The sequence below is a fragment of the Rhodococcus sp. MT28 genome (assembly GCF_058792695.1).
Map to the genome: position 1 here is coordinate 189982 of NZ_JBXAFD010000005.1, position 14425 is coordinate 204406.

Sequence of the window (14425 nt, forward strand, 5' to 3'; positions counted from 1 at the left end):
GTAAAGCGCTGGTTGCCTCGTGCGTCAACGTTTCGGCGTGTATTCGCTGGAACGATCTAGTCTGTGGAGGTGAACAGTCGACGCCCCACCTTGCAAGACGTAGCAGACCTGGCCGGTGTGTCACGCGCACTGGTGTCCATCGTCATTCGCGATGTCCCGGGTGCCAGCGATGCGACGCGGGTACGGGTCAAGGCGGCCGCGGACGAACTCGGCTATCGACCCGACAACGCGGCGCGACTGCTGCGCCAGCATCGCAGCCGCCTGATCGGTGTCAGTTATGTTGCCGCGCAAACCTTTCACGCGGAGCTGCTCGACGAGATCTACGACGCAGCCGAACGCTTGCGCTACGACGTCGTTCTCAGCGCCGTCTCGGACCGCAGGCCTGGCTCGCGCGCCGTGCGCACCCTGCTCGACGACCGATGCGAGGCGATCTTGCTGTTGGGTTCGCAGGCGCCGGAATCGGAGATCGTCGACCTGGCGGCCAAGGTTCCCGTCGTCGTGCTCGCCCGGAAGATGCCCTCAGCACATGTGGACGTTGTCCGCACGGACGACGAGGCGGGCGCCGTGATGGCCGTGAATCATCTCGTCGGACTCGGGCACCGCTCGATCGTCCACGTCGACGGCGGACGCGGTCCGGGTGCCCAGGAGAGGCGTCAGGGCTACCGGAAGGCCATGCGGGCGGCCGGACTGGAATCGCGGATACTTCCCGGCGGCCTCACGGAGGAGTTCGGCGCGGACGCCGCGCGGTCGATGGTCGAACAAGGGATTCCCGGTGCGGTCTTCGCTTTCAATGATCGTTGCGCGCTAGGAGTCCTGGACGTCTTCTTGCGTGCGGGAGTCTCGGTGCCCGGCGACGTCTCCGTGATCGGATTCGACAACAGTGCATTGGCAGGTTTGGCGCACATCGATCTGACCAGCGTCGGGCAGGACACGGCGTTTCTGGGTGGCGCCGCGGTGGAGCGAATCTCCGAACGTCTCGATGGCGGAAGTGGACTCTTGGGCAAGGACATAGTCGCGCAACCACAACTAGTGGTTCGAGGTTCAACTGGACCTGCAGCGCGTTGACCTGGCCTTTCCACTCCCTTCAGTTTGTCTGGTCTTTGATAAGCAGTCCTAATGTCAGAACAAACTATTGACATTCGACTGTGACGGGTATTACATCTTTCACATACAACCGAGCACCATCCGTTCGCGGGCCGTTGGTTGATGTCGAGAGGGAGTTCACATGTCGTTTCTCACGGGACGCAAGAGCGTTGCCGTACTGGCCGGAGCCTCAGTCGTGGTCTTGGGTCTGGCCGCCTGTTCCAGCACCGGCGGTAAGCCGGATTCTTCCGGATCCGGAATGGGCGCGGGTACGGCGGACACGCCCCGCGCCACCATTGCGATGATCACCCATGAAGTTCCCGGTGACACGTTCTGGGATCTGGTGCGCAAGGGCGCCGAAACCGCAGCGGCCAAGGACAACATCGAACTTCGGTACTCCGCCGATCCGGAGGCACCGAACCAGGCCAACTTGGTTCAGAGTGCGATCGACAGCAAGGTCGACGGGATCGCCGTCACGCTCGCGAAGCCCGACGCCATGGTTGCAGCGGTCCAAAGTGCCACCGCCGCGGGCATTCCGGTGGTCGCCCTCAACTCGGGCCTCGAAACCTGGAAGGACATGGGCGTCAAGGAGTACTTCGGTCAGGACGAGTCGATTGCCGGTGAAGCTGCCGGCGAGCGACTCAACACCGAAGGTGCCACCAAGGTGCTGTGCGTGATTCAGGAGCAGGGCAACGTGAGCCTCGAATCACGGTGCGCCGGTGTGAAGAAGTCGTTCAAGGGAACGACGGAGATTCTCAACGTCAACGGCAAGGACATGCCGTCGGTGGAGTCGACCATCACCGCGAAACTTCAACAGGACCCGGCAATCGATCGAGTTCTCGCGCTCGGTGCGCCGTTCGCATTGACGTCCGTGACGTCGGTCGGCAATGCGGGCAGCAAGGCGAAGGTCGTCACCTTCGACACCAACGCGGCGCTCGTCGACGCCATCAAATCCGGTGACGTGCAGTGGGCAGTGGACCAGCAACCCTTCCTGCAGGGCTACCTCGCCATCGATTCGCTGTGGCTTTACCTCAACAACGGCAACGTGATCGGTGGTGGCTTGCCCACCCTGACCGGACCCGCGTTCATCGACAACACCAACATCGACTCGGTCGCCGAGTACGCCAAGAACGGAACTCGCTGATCCGGGCGCACGGAGGGCTGAGAGTCCGCCCTCCGTGCGCCTGTCCAGCACGGAAGGGAAATCATGTCCACTCAGGCAGATCTCGACCTTGCCGCCCATAAAGTCGTGACCGATGAACGGGTGAAGGAGCAAAAGCGCATTCAGCGTCTGCTGCTCCGCCCGGAGATGGGTTCACTTGTCGGCGCCATCGCCATCTTCATCTTCTTCTGTATCGTCGCGGCACCGTTCCGTACGCCGGAAGCGCTTGCGACAGTGCTCTACTCCAGCTCCACGATCGGCATCATGGCTTGCGCGGTCGCCCTGCTCATGATCGGCGGCGAGTTCGACCTCTCCGCCGGCGTCGCAGTCACCACGTCCTCGCTCGCCGCGTCGATGATCGCCTACAACCTGCACCTCAACCTGTGGGTGGGCGCGATTCTGGCGCTGGTCGTCTCGCTCGCCGTCGGATTCTTCAACGGCTACCTCGTCATGAAGACGAAGATTCCCAGCTTTCTCATCACCTTGAGTTCTTTCCTGATGTTGACCGGTATCAACCTGGCCGTCACCAAGCTCGTGAGTGGTCAGGTGGCCACACCCAGCGTCTCCGACATGGCTGGATTCGATTCCGCCAAAAAGGTATTCGCGTCGTCGTTCTCGGTCTTCGGGGTGTCCGTCAAGATCACGGTCGTGTGGTGGCTGCTGTTCACCGCGATTGCAACATTTGTTTTGTTCAAGACCAAGATCGGCAACTGGATCTTCGCGGTCGGCGGCAATCAGGACAGTGCCCGCGCGATCGGTGTGCCCGTGACCGCAGTCAAGATCGGCTTGTTCATGACCGTCGGCTTTGCTGCCTGGTTCGTGGGCATGCATCTGCTGTTCTCGTTCAACACCGTTCAGTCCGGTCAGGGTGTCGGTAACGAGTTCCTGTACATCATCGCCGCAGTCATCGGCGGTTGCCTGCTCACCGGTGGTTACGGAACCGCGATCGGCGCTGCGATCGGTGCATTCATCTTCGGTATGACCAACCAGGGCATCGTCTACGCAGGCTGGAACCCGGACTGGTTCAAGTTCTTCCTCGGCGCCATGCTGCTCTTCGCGGTCATCGCCAACAACGCATTCCGCAACTACGCTGCGAAAAGGTGACACATGAGTACCACAGCTGAAGTTCCCGCTCTCTCGAACTCGGGCGGCAACGTGCCACTGATCGAGCTCAAGGACGTCGGTAAGCAATACGGAAACATCATCGCGCTCAAGGGAATCAACCTGCGCGTCGGTGCGGGTGAAGTAACAGGCGTGCTCGGTGACAACGGCGCAGGCAAGTCCACGCTGATCAAGATCATCGCCGGTCTGCACCAACAGAGCGAAGGTGAACTACTCGTCGACGGTGAACCGACAACATTCCACTCGCCGAAAGAAGCTCTCGGCAAAGGCATCGCGACGGTCTATCAGGACCTCGCCGTCGTTGCGTTGATGCCGGTGTGGCGCAACTTCTTCCTCGGGCAGGAACTGCGCAAGGGCGGTCTGATCAAGTCGCTCGACGCCAACGCCATGCGCGCGACGACTCTTTCGGAACTGTCGAAGATGGGCATCGAACTACCTGACGTCGACGCACCGATCGGTAGTCTCTCGGGCGGTCAGCGTCAGTGTGTTGCCATCGCCCGCGCCATCTTCTTCGGCGCGCGCGTGCTGATTCTCGACGAGCCGACAGCAGCGCTCGGCGTCAAGCAGTCGGGAATGGTGTTGCGCTACATCACCGCTGCCAAGGAACAGGGATTCGGCGTCATCTTCATCACGCACAATCCGCACCACGCGTACATGGTCGGCGATCACTTCGTGCTCCTCAACCGAGGCAGGCAGAAGCTCGACGCCAAGTACGACGACATCTCACTCGAAGAACTGACCAAGGAGATGGCGGGCGGTGACGAGCTCGAGACGCTGACCCACGAGCTTCGCCGCTAGATCAAAACCTCGCGACTACAGCCTCGGTTCGAATCGAACCGAGGCTGTAGTCGTTTCGTCACAGGATGGTCGTCGGCCGAACCCCGAGGCCGGAATGCATGTACGCCTCGTCGATCATCGTCATGTTGGCTACCGCGTCGCCCGGCCCGATCGGCAGCGCCGAGACCCCGGACAGATGATCGGCGAACGCTTCGAGTTGATAGGTGTACGACGACTTCGTGCCCAGATGCTCGACGCTCGTGCGCCCACCGGCCGTGACGGAGACACGGTCGTCGATGTCCGGCTGCAGGAAGTTGTGTACCAGGACGTCTCCTTCAGTGCCGAATACTCGGAAGGTGAAGTGATACCGCTCGTCCAACATCGTGGTCACCACGGATGCCGTGGCGCCGCTGGGGTATTCGAGTTCGATGTCGAACCACGAATCAACCCTCGGAGCATATTCCTCGTGGCGGGTCCCGGTCACCACTGGCGCACCACCACAGACGTCACTCAGCGTCCGGGAAGCATGTAACCCGTAGCAGCCCAGGTCCATCAGTGACCCGCCTGCCAAGGCGAGCTCCCACCGCGGGTCGTTCTCGGATGGTGTGGGCATCCGCAGTACGGTTTCCACCCGAGTGACCGCGCCGACGGCGCCGCTTCGAACCAGATCCAGCAGGCGCCGGTTCACCGGATGAAAGAGGTAGTGGAACCCCTCGAGCAGCGTCACGCCGCTCACGCGTGCTGCCTCGGCTACAGCACGCGCTTCCACCGCGTTGCTCGAAAACGGTTTCTCCGTCAGCACGTGCTTGCCGGCCTGAACGGCGGCGAGATTCCACGGTCCGTGCAGGCTGTTGGGCAGCGCGTTGTAGACGACATCCACCTCCGGATCCGAGATCAGCTCGGCGTACGAACCGACCACCCGTTCGATCCCATGCTGGGCCGCATAGGCTCTGGCCCGCTCGGGGTCGCGTGCGGCAACGGCCACCAGGCGGTGCCCGGTGGCCGTTGCAGGTTTGATCATCGCGTTCTCGGCGATGCGTGAGGCTCCCAGAATGCCTATCCGCAGCGGGGTAGGAGGTGTCACAGAACCGACCGCAGATACTCGACGCTCGCTCGCACATCGCGCACCGGTCCCTCGTCCGACGGCGCTTCGGCCAGAATGGTGTCCTGCTCGAGCACGTACCACCCGTCGAAACCGTGGCGCTGCAATATGGCTGTGACACCGGCGATGTCGACGTCGCCGCCACCGAGTGGACGGTACATTCCCGCCTTCACGCCGTCGGTGTAGGTGAGCTCACCTCTGCGAACGCGTGATGCGAGGGCATCGTCGACGTCCTTGAGATGCACGTGGGTGATGCGCTCGGGAGCTTGACGCGCCAGGTCGACCGGATCGGTGCCGCCGATCAACAGGTGGCCGGTGTCCAGGCACAGGGGGATGGCCGAGCCGTCGAGCACTCGCAGGACCTCGTCGCGCTGCTCGATCATCGTTCCGACGTGAGGGTGGACAACTGCCCTGATTCCGCGCTCGGCCGCGGCGTCGGTGAGGCGATCGAGATTGTGCAGCAGGGTTTTCCAACTCTGCTCGTCCAGTTCCGGGCGTGAATCGTAGCCGTCGGAACCCGTCGCGGCGGCCAGGACCAAAACTTCGGCACCCGAGGCGACGAAACCATCGAGGATGGGGGAGATGCCGGGAACCGGATCATGATCGCGATCATGCAGCAGTACCGGTGCGAACCCGCCGACTGCGCTCAGATCGTGATCCGCGAGCACCTTGGCCATTTCGGCGGGTGCAGTCGGCAGAAAGCCCTCCGGTCCGATTTCCGTTGCCGCCAGACCGACTTCGCGCATTTCCCGGAGGACTTGCGCAGGGTCGAGCTGGTAGCCCCAGCCCGGGACTTCGCACACGCCCCAGGAGATCGGTGCGCCGGCGATGCGAGGAGTGCTCATGTGTGTGCCTCATTCTTGTCGTGAAGGAACAGATCTTTGACTTCGGTGATCGTGACGGGCCGACCCTCGCGCAGAGAGTGCGTTGCAGCTTCGGAGATCCAGGCCGACTCGACCGCATCTGCGGGCGTGCACGGTGATTCCCGACGCCCGGCGACAACGCCGAGGAATGCTTCGAGTTCCGCACGGTAGGCGGACGTGAAGCGGTCCATGAAGAACGTGTACGGCTCCTTCGAGGGGAACGATGTTTCGGGGTCGAGAGAGCGGAGTGGCAAGCGGTCGTCCAGCCCGGCAACGACGGAGTCCGCCGAGCCGAGTACCTCGAGTCGGCAGTCGTAGCCGCGGCCGTTGTAGCGGGTATTCGACACGACCGCGATGGTTCCGCCTTCGAAAGTGAGAACCGTTGCGGCGGTGTCGACGTCACCGGCATCGGCGATCCCGCGATCACCCTGATTCGAGCCGGTGGCAAAAACAGTGGTGACTTCGCGGCCGCTGATCCACCGGACGATGTCGAAGTCGTGGATCGAGCAGTCGCGGAAGATGCCGCCGGAGTGTTCGATGTACGAGATCGGCGGGGGAGCGGGGTCGAGGGTGGTCGATCGGAGAGTGTGGATCCAACCGAGTTCTCCAGATCGAACCGCGTCGTACGCCGCCACAAATGACGGGTCGAATCGGCGCTGAAATCCGATCTGGACTGGCACCGACGTCTGCTCGGCAGTCGCGAGTACACGAACGGAGGATTCGATGGAGTCTGCTACCGGCTTTTCGCGGAACGTCGGGATGTCTCGGCGGACAGCAGCTTCGATCAAATCGGCATGTGAACTCGACGACGCGGCGATCAGAACGCCGTCGATGCCCGACGCTAGAAGCGCGTCGGGATCGGCAGCGGACTCCACGTCGAGTTCGCTTGCCACGTCCGAGGTTCGACGTGCGTCGACATCGGTGACAACCAGTGCGTCGACGCCGTTTAGCGTCAGTAGATTTCGGGCGTGGTAGCTGCCGATACGTCCGAGGCCGACGACTCCGATGCGAGCGCCCATCAGTCCAGCCCTCCGAAGACGTTCTGGTCCCAGTCGATGATCGAACCCGTCACGACTCCGCTGCGATCGGAGAGCAGGAAGACGACGAAGTCGGCGATTTCGTCGACCTGTCCGAGCTTGCCCATGGGGAGGGTGCTGCCCGCGCGTTCCTGCCAGTCGTCACCAGCGTCGTGAAAAGCTCTCTGCGTGAGGTCTTCACCCTCGGTCTGTGTCCACCCGATGTCGAGACCGTTGATCCGGATACGATCCCAGCGATGCGCATGGGCCGCGTTGCGGGTCAGCCCCGCCAGCCCGGCCTTCGCTGCCACGTACGGCGCGAGATACGGCTGCCCGCCGAGTTCGGACGTGGAGATGATGTTGACGATGGACCCGGGGACCGCACGCTCGCGCATGTCTTTGACTGCTGCCTGCATCGTGAAGAACGGACCGCGAAGGTTCACCGCGATGTGCTGGTCGAAGAGTTCTTCGGTGGTGTCGAGCAGCGTTCCACGTGAAGTGAGCCCGGCGGAATTGACCAGAGCATCCACGCGGCCGAAGTGAGAGATCGTCTCGGCCACGCTGTCGAGCGCGGAATCCGTTTGTGCCACATCGGCTTCGATGAAGTGAGTTCCCGGAAGTTCTGTCTCGAGAGCCTTTCCGACGTCCGGGCGTCGGCCGGTGAAAGCCACCTGAGCGCCCTCACGGACTGCGGCGCGTACGACTCCGGCGCCGACGCCTTGCGAGCCGCCACTGACCAGTAAGACGGTGTCGGCCAGGAGTGCGGGCCTGGTTACGCCAGGCGGAGAAGTCATGGGTTTAGTCTGGCTGTGACGAAGACCTCGAGCAACAGCAAAAAACCATCAAATTTCCATCATCGTGAGGTAGTTGTGGCGCATCGATTCAAAGTGCGGGAGATCGCTCAGCAGTCTGGCTTGAGTGAGGCCACCGTCGACCGGGTGCTCAACGACCGTCCTGGAGTTCGCGACGGCACACGATCGGAGGTTCGCCAGGCGATCACGGACCTGGAACGTCAACGCTCGCAACTGAAACTGGTCGGTCGCACGTTCATCGTCGACGTCGTGTTGCAAACTCCTGCAAGGTTTTCCGACGCCGTCCGTGACGCGCTCGAAGCCGAACTGCCCACCCTTGCACCCGCTGTTGTTCGTTCCAGGTTTCACTTTCGTGAAACCGGTTCGGTAGAAGCGATGACGTCGACGCTCGACAAGATTCGCCGGCGCGGCTCCCACGGAGTCATCGTCAAGGCTCCCGACACTCCGGAAGTCGTGTCGGCGATCGACCGGTTGGTGGCGGCAAGGATTCCGGTCGTCACGTTGGTGACCGACGTTGCCGGCAGCAGGCGAGCCGCCTACATCGGCATCGACAACCGAGCCGCCGGGGCCACCGCCGCGTACTTGATAGATCAGTGGCTGGGGGATAGGGAAGGCAACGTGCTGGTCAGCATGAGCAGCGGATTCTTCCGCGGGGAGGAAGAACGGGAGATGGGATTTCGCTCCGCCATGCGAGTCTCGGCTCCGCATCGACGGTTGATCGACATTCCGAACAGTGACGGTCTGGATCAGACGAGTAGGAAACTGGTGCGAGCGGCACTCGAATCCGATCCGCAGATCCGTGCCGTGTATTCGATCGGTGGTGGCAACCTGGCCACGGTCGACGCGTTCGACGAACTGAACCGGGAGTGCAGTGTCTTCATCGCCCACGATCTCGACGGTGACAATCGAAAGTTGCTGGGGGAGAGGCGAATATCAGCGGTGCTCCACCACGATCTGCGTGCGGATGTTCGCACTGCCTGTCAGGTGGTCATGAAGGAACACGGCGCCATGGGCGCTCACTTCGGCTTTACGACGTCACCGGTTCAAGTCGTGACACCGCTCAACATGCCCCCGACATAGCTGTGCGCGGTCAAGGAGTCCGGAGACTCCCTAACCGCGCACAGGGCCGAAGGCCTGACTATCGAGCGAAGAGCAGTGCTCGCTTGACTTCCTGAATAGCCTTTGTCACCTGGATGCCGCGGGGGCACGCGTCGGTGCAGTTGAACGTGGTGCGGCAACGCCACACGCCGTCCTTGTCGTTCAGGATGTCGAGACGCTCGGAAGCGGCCTCGTCACGGCTGTCGAAGATGAACCGGTGTGCGTTCACGATGGCAGCGGGACCGAAGTAGCTGCCGTCGCTCCAGTACACGGGGCACGACGTGGTGCAGCATGCGCAGAGGATGCACTTGGTGGTGTCGTCGAAACGAGCACGGTCGTGCTGGCTCTGGATGCGCTCACGAGTGGGCTCGTTGCCACTGGTGATGAGGAACGGCTTCACGGCGCGGAATGCGTCGAAGAAGGGCTCCATGTCGACAACCAGGTCCTTCTCGACGGGCAGGCCCTTGATGGGCTCGACCGTGATGGTGACCGGCTTGCCGTCCTTGGGCAGCATGTCCTTCATCAGCAGCTTGCAGGCCAGACGGTTCACACCGTTGATCCGCATGGCGTCCGATCCACAGACACCGTGTGCGCAGCTGCGACGGAACGTGAGGGTGCCGTCGAGGTAACCCTTTACGTACAGCAGCAGGTTGAGCAGACGGTCGGTGGGCAGTGCCGGGACCTGGAAACTGTCCCAGTGCTGGCCCTCGCCCGATTCGGGATTCATCCGCGCGATCTTGAGAGTGACCATGACGGCCCCCTCGGGAACAGCGGGGAGTTTGGGTGCATCTACAGCAGGCGCAGACATCAGTACTTACGCTCCATCGGCTCGTAGCGGGTCTGGATCACCGGCTTGTAGTCCAGACGGATGTCGGAGAGCAGGCCGTCACCCTCCTTGTACGCCATCGTGTGCTTCATGTACTCGGCGTCGTTGCGATCCGGGAAGTCCTCGCGAGCGTGGCCGCCGCGCGATTCCTTGCGGTTGAGGGCGCCGACGACGGTGACCTCTGCCATTTCGAGGAGGAAGCCCAGCTCGATGGCCTCGAGCAGGTCGCTGTTGTAGCGCTTGCCCTTGTCCTGGACCGTGATGTGGTTGTAGCGCTCCTTGAGAGCACGCACATCCTTGAGAGCCTGGGTGAGGCGCTCTTCGGTGCGGAAGACGGAGGCGTTGTTGTCCATCGACTGCTGCAGCTCGGTGCGGATGTCCGCAACGCGCTCGTGGCCGTGATCGGACAGGATGACGCCGACCCAGTCTTCGACCATCGCGGCCGGGGTTTCCGGCATGTCGACGAACTCGGTGGAGTTCGCGTACTCGGCGGCAGCGATGCCGGCGCGACGGCCGAACACGTTGATGTCGAGGAGCGAGTTGGTACCGAGACGGTTTGCACCGTGTACGGAGACACAGGCGCATTCGCCGGCCGCGTACAGACCCTTCACGATCTCGTCGTTGTTGCGCAGCACCTCACCGTTGATCTTGGTGGGGATACCGCCCATGACGTAGTGGCACGTCGGGTAGACGGGCACGGGCTCCTTGACGGGGTCCACGCCGAGGTAGGTGCGCGAGAACTCCATGATGTCGGGGAGCTTCTCGTCGAGAACTTCCTCGGGGATGTGCGTCACGTCGATGTAGACGTAGTCCTTGTTCGGGCCGGCGCCGCGGCCTTCGAGAACCTCGAGGACCATCGAACGCGCCACGATGTCACGAGGAGCGAGGTCCTTGATGGTGGGTGCGTAACGCTCCATGAAGCGTTCACCGTCGGCATTACGGAGAATGCCACCTTCACCGCGGACGGCTTCCGAGATCAGGATGCCGAGACCGGCGAGTCCTGTCGGGTGGAACTGGTGGAACTCCATGTCCTCGAGGGGCAGGCCCTTGCGGAAGATGATGCCCATGCCGTCACCGGTGAGGGTGTGCGCGTTGGACGTCGTCTTGTACATGCGTCCCGAGCCGCCGGTCGCGAAGACGATCGACTTGGCGTGGAAGATGTGCAGCTCGCCGGTCGAGAGCTCGTAGCAGATGACACCGGTGGCAACCGGGCCGTCCTCGGTCTCGGTGATGGCGATGTCGAGCGCGTAGAACTCGTTGAAGAACTCGACGTCGTGCTTGACGCAGTTCTGGTAGAGCGTCTGCAGGATCATGTGACCGGTGCGGTCGGCGGCGTAACACGCACGGCGGACGGGTGCCTTGCCGTGGTCGCGTGTGTGGCCACCGAATCGACGCTGGTCGATCTTGCCTTCGGGCGTGCGGTTGAACGGCAGACCCATCTTCTCGAGGTCGAGCACCGCATCGATGGCCTCCTTGGCCATGATCTCGACGGCGTCCTGGTCGGCGAGGTAGTCGCCGCCCTTGACGGTGTCGAAGGTGTGCCACTCCCAGTTGTCTTCCTCCACGTTCGCCAGTGCGGCACACATGCCGCCCTGGGCCGCGCCGGTGTGGCTGCGGGTGGGGTAGAGCTTGGTCAGTACGGCCGTGCGGGCACGGGGGCCAGCTTCGATTGCCGCACGCATGCCTGCGCCACCGGCGCCGACGATGACCACGTCATAACGATGTTCCTGCATGAAGTCTGTGCTCCCCTAGCTCGCCGAGATATTGGGGTCGAAGGTGAAGATGACGTACGTGCCCAGGCCCATGATCAGGATCATCGAGAGAACGAGGATCGTGGTCAGCCAGAAGCGCGTGGAGTCCTTGCGGGAGTAGTCCGCGATGACCGTGCGCAGACCGTTACCGCCGTGCAGCTGTGCGAGCCACAACATCGTCAGATCCCAGAACTGCCAGAACGGGCTGGACCAGCGACCTGCGACGAACGCGAAGTTCAGACGGTGAACGCCACCGTCGAGCATCAGCATGATGAACATGTGGCCCAGGACCAGAACGATCAGGGCGACGCCGGAGAAGCGCATGAAGAGCCATGCGTACAACTCGAAGTTGTTCCGAGCCTTCGCGCGCGGGGACCGCGGGTTGTCCAGGCTTGCGGGACGGTCGTATGAGGTGCCCAGGCTCTTGGCTTCGGGTCCGTGAGTAGTCGCCATGTCAGTGCTCCGCAAACATGTTGATGAGGATGCGTCCGGCGCCTGGGATCATCACCAGGAACCAGATCGTCAGAATGGTCCAGAGCATGACGCGCTGGTACTTCGGGCCCTTCGACCAGAAGTCCACCAACATCACGCGCACGCCGTTGAGGGCGTGGTAGAGGACTACGCCGACGAGGCCGATCTCCATGAGGCCGACGAGGGGGTTCTTGTACGTGTCGATGACGGCGTCGTACGTATCGGGATTGACCCGAACGAGTGCCGTATCGAGAACGTGTACGAATAGGAAGAAGAAAGTAGCGACGCCTGTGATCCGGTGTAGAACCCAGGACCACATTCCGGGGTCGCCCCGGTAAAGCGACCTCGTGCGCTCCTTCTGAGGAGCGGCTTCAGTCGTAGTACTCATCGAGTGCTGTGCCTCCAACGTCATTGGTGGACGCGTCGAGCCTGCAGAGAGCTTCGATGTACCTCAGCCCGGGCTCGACGGGATCCTGAACCGACTTGACTCAGACTCTAAACCTATGTGAAACCGGGAACTAATCAGATGCGGGATTCGTACGCGTACCAAACTCTTTGTAAGGTTTGCCTTTCCAATCTCCCCGAGACGGTTTCGGCGTGGTTTCTGCATCCATTCAGTCGGCGTGATTGGATAACGAACCATGGGTGACATCGACTGGAAGTTGTTGCGGCACAACGCGCAAGTGGTCATGCGGCACGCCTATGCGCCGTACTCGGGGTACGCGGTGGGTGCAGCGGCCCTGGTAGACGATGGTCGGATCGTCTCAGGATGCAATGTGGAAAATGTCTCATACGGTTTGAGCCTGTGCGCCGAATGTGGACTCGTCGGTAACTTGGCCGCCACCGGGGGTGGCCGGCTCATTGCCTTCACGTGCTGTGACGCGAAGGGCTCGATTCTGATGCCGTGCGGCCGGTGCAGACAGCTTCTCCTCGAGCACGGCGGGGGTGAGATGCTTGTCGACACGAGCAGTGGGTTCAAGCCGCTGAGCGAGCTGTTGCCTGATGCTTTCGGGCCGGAACAAGCAGAGGGGCTCCGCCATGTTTGACGCAGTTTCCATCATCGGCGCCAAGCGTGACGGCCGCGAGCTGTCGGGAACCGAGATCGACTGGATAGTTCAGGCGTTCACACAGGGGATCGTCGGCGACGAGCAGATGTCGGCGCTCGCGATGGCGATCTACTTCCGCGGAATGTCGCGAGCAGAGACCGGCCGATGGACCGAGGCCATGATCGAATCCGGCGGGAGGATGGACTTTTCGGACTTGCCGCTGCCCACCGTCGACAAGCATTCGACCGGTGGAGTGGGGGACAAGATCACCCTTCCGCTTGCACCCCTCGTCGCTGCCTGTGGTCTTGCAGTCCCGCAGTTGTCGGGCCGCGGACTCGGCCACACCGGTGGAACTCTCGACAAGCTCGAGGCCATTCCAGGTTGGCGAGCCGAGCTCACGGCGACGGAGATGGTCGACATTCTCTCGGATCCGAAAATCGGCGCGGTGATCTGCGCTGCCGGAGCGAATCTGGCCCCCGCGGACAAGAAGCTCTACGCGCTGCGCGACGTGACCGGAACGGTGGAATCCATTCCGCTGATCGCAAGTTCGATCATGAGCAAGAAGATTGCCGAGGGAACCGGCGCCCTGGTGCTCGACGTCAAGGTCGGTTCCGGAGCGTTCATGAAGGACCTCGGCGACGCGCGAGAGTTGGCACGCACGATGGTCGAGCTTGGCAACGACGCCGGCGTGCGTACAAGCGCTCTCATCACCGGGATGGACACCCCGCTCGGATTGACGGCGGGCAACGCCCTCGAGGTACGTGAATCCGTCGAGGTGCTGGCAGGCGGCGGGCCGTCGGACGTCGTCGAGCTGACCCTGGTCCTGGCTCGGGAGATGCTGTCCGCGGCTGGGATCGACGGTATCGACCCCGCCGACAAACTGGCCGACGGGACGGCAATGGACCGGTGGCGCGCGATGATCGCCGCACAAGGTGGGGACCCACACGCGACGCTGCCGGTGGCCCGGCACAGCGACGTCGTCACCGCGGACCGAGACGGCGTACTGACCCGACTCGACGCCATGGCGGTGGGCATCGCGGCCTGGAAACTGGGAGCCGGACGCGAACGGCAGGGCGAAGCCGTTCAGGCCGGTGCCGGCATCGAGATGCATGCAAAGCCTGGCGACGTGGTCCGTGCCGGGCAGAAGCTGATGACATTGCACACCGACACTCCCGAGAGATTTGATGCAGCGCGACGAAGCCTCGGCGGTGGATGGTCGATCGGGACCGATTCCGACACCGTTTCGCGACCGTTGCTCATCGAGCGAATTGTGGGTGATTCGCGTTAGCGTTGGCG

General features: G+C 62.5%; 15 protein-coding genes. 7 read left to right on the forward strand and 8 right to left on the reverse strand.

What is annotated here, in order from left to right; all coding sequences use genetic code 11:
- Positions 1 to 63: 63 nt before the first annotated feature.
- From AC1Q6C_RS20665 to AC1Q6C_RS20680, 4 genes are all read left to right on the forward strand, one after another.
- The gene (locus tag AC1Q6C_RS20665; RefSeq protein ID WP_054827635.1) at positions 64 to 1065 is read left to right on the forward strand and encodes a LacI family DNA-binding transcriptional regulator; all 1002 of its coding nucleotides are present in this window, start codon (positions 64 to 66) and stop codon (positions 1063 to 1065) included.
- Between the two features lie 160 nt (positions 1066 to 1225).
- A complete protein-coding gene (locus AC1Q6C_RS20670) occupies positions 1226 to 2227 on the forward strand; it encodes a substrate-binding domain-containing protein (protein WP_007727338.1) in 1002 nt (333 codons plus the stop codon).
- Positions 2228 to 2290: 63 nt separating this feature from the next.
- Positions 2291 to 3349 (forward strand): ABC transporter permease, encoded by a 1059-nt coding sequence (locus AC1Q6C_RS20675; RefSeq protein WP_003940759.1) that lies wholly within the window; start codon positions 2291 to 2293, stop codon positions 3347 to 3349.
- Positions 3350 to 3352: 3 nt separating this feature from the next.
- Entirely contained in the window at positions 3353 to 4165 is an 813-nt protein-coding gene (locus AC1Q6C_RS20680) for an ATP-binding cassette domain-containing protein (protein WP_007727336.1), read from the forward strand.
- Positions 4166 to 4223: 58 nt separating this feature from the next.
- Here AC1Q6C_RS20680 and AC1Q6C_RS20685 read toward each other — a convergent pair whose 3' ends face one another.
- From AC1Q6C_RS20685 to AC1Q6C_RS20700, 4 genes are read right to left on the reverse strand one after another with little or no spacing between them, the layout of a single operon-like run.
- Positions 4224 to 5228: a Gfo/Idh/MocA family protein gene (locus AC1Q6C_RS20685; protein ID WP_214514468.1), complete on the reverse strand. Its 1005-nt coding sequence runs from the start codon at positions 5226 to 5228 to the stop codon at positions 4224 to 4226.
- Entirely contained in the window at positions 5225 to 6091 is an 867-nt protein-coding gene (locus AC1Q6C_RS20690; protein WP_007727332.1) for a TIM barrel protein, read from the reverse strand. Before AC1Q6C_RS20690 ends, AC1Q6C_RS20685 begins: the two co-directional genes overlap by 4 nt.
- Positions 6088 to 7128 (reverse strand): Gfo/Idh/MocA family protein, encoded by a 1041-nt coding sequence (locus AC1Q6C_RS20695; protein ID WP_492666756.1) that lies wholly within the window; start codon positions 7126 to 7128, stop codon positions 6088 to 6090. The genes AC1Q6C_RS20690 and AC1Q6C_RS20695 overlap by 4 nt, the downstream gene beginning before the upstream one ends.
- Positions 7128 to 7919 carry an SDR family oxidoreductase gene (locus tag AC1Q6C_RS20700; protein ID WP_492666757.1) on the reverse strand — a complete coding sequence of 264 codons (792 nt, stop codon included), beginning with the start codon at positions 7917 to 7919 and terminating at the stop codon, positions 7128 to 7130. Before AC1Q6C_RS20700 ends, AC1Q6C_RS20695 begins: the two co-directional genes overlap by 1 nt.
- Before the next feature lie 75 nt (positions 7920 to 7994).
- Here AC1Q6C_RS20700 and AC1Q6C_RS20705 point away from each other — a divergent pair, with 75 nt between their 5' ends.
- Positions 7995 to 9017 (forward strand): LacI family DNA-binding transcriptional regulator, encoded by a 1023-nt coding sequence (locus AC1Q6C_RS20705; protein ID WP_064688920.1) that lies wholly within the window; start codon positions 7995 to 7997, stop codon positions 9015 to 9017.
- A gap of 58 nt (positions 9018 to 9075) precedes the next feature.
- On the opposite strand, the gene AC1Q6C_RS20710 is transcribed toward AC1Q6C_RS20705, so the two are convergent.
- From AC1Q6C_RS20710 to sdhC, 4 genes are read right to left on the reverse strand one after another with little or no spacing between them, the layout of a single operon-like run.
- Entirely contained in the window at positions 9076 to 9843 is a 768-nt protein-coding gene (locus AC1Q6C_RS20710) for a succinate dehydrogenase iron-sulfur subunit (RefSeq protein WP_003940925.1), read from the reverse strand.
- Positions 9843 to 11594: a succinate dehydrogenase flavoprotein subunit gene (gene sdhA, locus AC1Q6C_RS20715; protein WP_003941011.1), complete on the reverse strand. Its 1752-nt coding sequence runs from the start codon at positions 11592 to 11594 to the stop codon at positions 9843 to 9845. Before sdhA ends, AC1Q6C_RS20710 begins: the two co-directional genes overlap by 1 nt.
- 15 nt (positions 11595 to 11609) lie before the next feature.
- Positions 11610 to 12065, reverse strand: coding sequence for a succinate dehydrogenase hydrophobic membrane anchor subunit (locus AC1Q6C_RS20720; RefSeq protein WP_003940699.1), 456 nt, complete (start codon positions 12063 to 12065; stop codon positions 11610 to 11612).
- A gap of 1 nt (position 12066) precedes the next feature.
- Positions 12067 to 12471 (reverse strand): succinate dehydrogenase, cytochrome b556 subunit, encoded by a 405-nt coding sequence (gene sdhC, locus AC1Q6C_RS20725; protein ID WP_020969155.1) that lies wholly within the window; start codon positions 12469 to 12471, stop codon positions 12067 to 12069.
- Between the two features lie 253 nt (positions 12472 to 12724).
- Between sdhC and AC1Q6C_RS20730 the strand changes: the two genes are divergently transcribed.
- Both AC1Q6C_RS20730 and AC1Q6C_RS20735 read left to right on the forward strand, forming a co-directional pair.
- Positions 12725 to 13129, forward strand: coding sequence for a cytidine deaminase (locus tag AC1Q6C_RS20730; RefSeq protein WP_007727326.1), 405 nt, complete (start codon positions 12725 to 12727; stop codon positions 13127 to 13129).
- Complete coding sequence (locus AC1Q6C_RS20735; RefSeq protein WP_003940738.1) at positions 13122 to 14417, forward strand: thymidine phosphorylase; 1296 nt, start codon at positions 13122 to 13124, stop codon at positions 14415 to 14417. The genes AC1Q6C_RS20730 and AC1Q6C_RS20735 overlap by 8 nt, the downstream gene beginning before the upstream one ends.
- The last annotated feature ends 8 nt before the right edge of the window (positions 14418 to 14425 follow it).

Excerpts from the sequence above, each read along its gene's own strand:
- AC1Q6C_RS20680 (WP_007727336.1), top strand. The coding sequence starts at position 3,353 with ATGAGTACCACAGCTGAAGTTCCCGCTCTCTCGAACTCGGGCGGCAAC.
- AC1Q6C_RS20700 (WP_492666757.1), bottom strand. The coding sequence starts at position 7,919 with ATGACTTCTCCGCCTGGCGTAACCAGGCCCGCACTCCTGGCCGACACC.
- sdhC (WP_020969155.1), bottom strand. The coding sequence starts at position 12,471 with ATGAGTACTACGACTGAAGCCGCTCCTCAGAAGGAGCGCACGAGGTCG.
- sdhA (WP_003941011.1), bottom strand. The coding sequence starts at position 11,594 with ATGCAGGAACATCGTTATGACGTGGTCATCGTCGGCGCCGGTGGCGCA.
- AC1Q6C_RS20695 (WP_492666756.1), bottom strand. The coding sequence starts at position 7,128 with ATGGGCGCTCGCATCGGAGTCGTCGGCCTCGGACGTATCGGCAGCTAC.
- AC1Q6C_RS20670 (WP_007727338.1), top strand. The coding sequence starts at position 1,226 with ATGTCGTTTCTCACGGGACGCAAGAGCGTTGCCGTACTGGCCGGAGCC.
- AC1Q6C_RS20710 (WP_003940925.1), bottom strand. The coding sequence starts at position 9,843 with ATGTCTGCGCCTGCTGTAGATGCACCCAAACTCCCCGCTGTTCCCGAG.
- AC1Q6C_RS20675 (WP_003940759.1), top strand. The coding sequence starts at position 2,291 with ATGTCCACTCAGGCAGATCTCGACCTTGCCGCCCATAAAGTCGTGACC.
- AC1Q6C_RS20730 (WP_007727326.1), top strand. The coding sequence starts at position 12,725 with ATGGGTGACATCGACTGGAAGTTGTTGCGGCACAACGCGCAAGTGGTC.
- AC1Q6C_RS20690 (WP_007727332.1), bottom strand. The coding sequence starts at position 6,091 with ATGAGCACTCCTCGCATCGCCGGCGCACCGATCTCCTGGGGCGTGTGC.
- AC1Q6C_RS20735 (WP_003940738.1), top strand. The coding sequence starts at position 13,122 with ATGTTTGACGCAGTTTCCATCATCGGCGCCAAGCGTGACGGCCGCGAG.
- AC1Q6C_RS20720 (WP_003940699.1), bottom strand. The coding sequence starts at position 12,065 with ATGGCGACTACTCACGGACCCGAAGCCAAGAGCCTGGGCACCTCATAC.